This is a genomic window from Treponema sp. R80B11-R83G3 (assembly GCF_054786115.1).
The window spans coordinates 1-2,554 of sequence record NZ_BDHF01000145.1; the positions used below are offsets into that span (position 1 = coordinate 1).

The window sequence follows — 2,554 nt, forward strand, 5'->3', positions numbered from 1 at the left end:
GGTTTAAATGTTACCCCATTTTATTTTTCTTTTAAATCTAAAGACGGATGGGGTTTTGGTTTATCTACCAATACGGAAGGAGTGGGTATCCTTGGGATTTCAGGAAAGATGCTTTCCATTAGCCAAGCTGTTAAGGAAAACTCAGACCTATCCGGCGCTTTATTTGCTTCAATAACGATAGATACATTATTTAATATGAAGGATTTAAGCGTACCGGAATTAAATATAAATATTAATCCTTCATTATTTTATACCCTTGCATATTTAACTCCGTCGCCTAAAGCATCATCAGGTCTTGTGTATACGCTGGATTATTCAAAGGGGACTGTACTGTGCGTTGATTATGATATGCGGTTATATACCGGATTTCCATTGGATAGTGATAGCTTCTACTTAACTTCAAAGCCGGGATTTGATTTCAGTATTAGCGGTGAATATCAGCTTGCCAAAAAACTTGGATTAGACCAAAAATCGCCGCTTTTAGATTTTGACGTTGGTTTAGACTTAATCCATATTCCTTTATTTTCGTCAAGAATTTCAGATTATAAGCAGATAAAAGGAAGAGTTGGCAGTGATGAACCTATAAAATTTATTGATGATGATGATAGCGATGGTAATGGTTTCTTATCTTCTTTTGAACCAAAAGATGATTCCAGTGATGGTAAAGATGAAATCCAGGTATTTCGTCCTTTTAAAATGATTGCATACGCGAATTGGCGGCCATTTGGGACAAAATTTCTTACTGTAACTCCGGTACTTGGCTTCTGCATTAACACTCTTTATTATGAACCGGCTTCTTTGGAAATAGGCATTAATGGATGTTTAAGTTTGGCCAACTTGTTTCTTGTTAAAGCCGGACTTAATTACACGGATCGTATGTTTGTAAACAGTCTTGGTATAGCTCTTAATCTTAGAGCTTTTGAGTTTGATATTGGAGTTGATTTTAGATCGCAGACTGCTGCTCAGAGTTGGACCGGCGGCGGTTTGGGCGTAAATGTTGGGTTAAAGTTTGGCTGGTAGGCAAACCGGCACAGAAAGTTCCGATGAAAACGGATTATGACGCTTGAAATCCGGCAGCCAATCACTGCCGGTTACAAGCTCCTGACAAAAACCGTCTTCTATTTTAAATTCGTCAAGCCACTTGATAACTGTTTTATATTCTTCCGCCGATAAATAACGTTGCGGCATTTGCCGTCTTCTGTTTGGGATAGGCGTATATTGCGTCATCAAAGAAAGCATAGCGCGCTCTTTAGCGTTATCTGCAAACCAGCGCAGTACGGAACGCGTAGAGTCAAGATAGCCCGGTAGAATGAGATGCCGGATAATAACTTTTTCACGCGCACCCTTAGAGAACTTTTTTCCCGCAAATTCAATCATTTTTAAAACAGCAGCCGCAGCCACATCAGGATAATCCGGCGCGTTAAAAAATTTTGCCGATACTTCGCTATCCAACGTTTTTAAGTCGGGAAGGTAAATGTCAACATAGTCCTTTAACAGTTCCAGCGATTCCATTCCGTCATAACCTGAGGAATTCCACAGTATTGGAAGTTGTACGCCCGCTTTTCTCATTGCGATAAATCCTTCAATAAGTCCCGGCACCGCATGGCTCCCCGTTACAATATTGATATTTTCCGCTCCCTTTTCGCATAACGCGGCGCAAATTTCCGCAAACTCCTGCGAAGATACGGTTCTGCCAAGGCTTATGCCCAGACTCTTGGCGTTTTCTAAACCGTTTTCATCTTCGCCTTGCGAAATTTGGTAATTTTGGCAAAAAGCGCACCCTAAATTACAACCGCTGATAAAAATTGTTCCCGAACCGCCTGTTCCAACAAGCGGAGGCTCCTCGCCTTTGTGAATTACAGCCGCCCCGATTCTTAATTCGGAAGTTTCTCCGCAAAAGCCAATCTCCCCCGCAAGGCGGTCAACTCCGCAGTTTCGCGGACATAGGCGGCAAGATTTGTAATGCGTCAAGCAGGAGCTTTCCATAATAAATTGTAACATTAAAATATTTACGAAGTAAATTAGACTTGCCTGAAAGATAAAATTTTCGATATTACGAACAAATAATTTGCTTATTTTTTGTTAGGTCTTTTTTTTCCGTAATTATACTTGTATTGTTTTTTTAAACAATCTTCGCAAATTGTTTTATCGTATTTTTTTCCAAGAGCTTTGCCGCAACGTGGACACTGATGTTTCTTTTTCCGCAGATCATAACGTTTTTTTCGTATTTTATTTATCTTTTCCGAAGTTTCACTATTGTAATTACGAAAAAACTCGCGACAGTCATCACAATAGATATATTTACTTCTTTTACTTACCTTGCTTCCGCATCTTGGACAGCATCCGCTTTTTTTTCTTTGACGATAAACACTTCGCCTATCAGAGTTTTCAGTTGGCATTTTTTCCCTTCCTATTTAAAACATGATTATATGTGTGAATTATACACTAAATAAATAATTTTTGTCAGTTGATTTCTATTTGTTCATTTTTATAATCTATGGTATTTTATTATAATTTAGCAACTTAAAAAAAACACCAGTGTCAAAATTATATC

2 protein-coding genes are annotated in these 2,554 nt (G+C 38.6%); one reads left to right on the plus strand and one right to left on the minus strand.

Features of this window, described 5'->3' with window-relative positions; genetic code table 11:
• The coding region (locus ACYVRH_RS11710; RefSeq protein WP_461257096.1) for a hypothetical protein at nucleotides 1-1,020 on the plus strand (1,020 nt) is incomplete at its 5' end.
• Here ACYVRH_RS11710 and ACYVRH_RS11715 read toward each other — a convergent pair.
• Nucleotides 1,003-2,001: a radical SAM protein gene (locus ACYVRH_RS11715; protein WP_461257097.1), complete on the minus strand. Its 999-nt coding sequence runs from the start codon at nucleotides 1,999-2,001 to the stop codon at nucleotides 1,003-1,005. The two genes, ACYVRH_RS11710 and ACYVRH_RS11715, sit on opposite strands and share 18 nt — an antisense overlap.
• Nucleotides 2,002-2,554: the final 553 nt, after the last annotated feature.

Coding starts and splice junctions, on each gene's coding strand:
- ACYVRH_RS11715 (WP_461257097.1), bottom strand. CDS start 2,001: ATGTTACAATTTATTATGGAAAGCTCCTGCTTGACGCATTACAAATCT.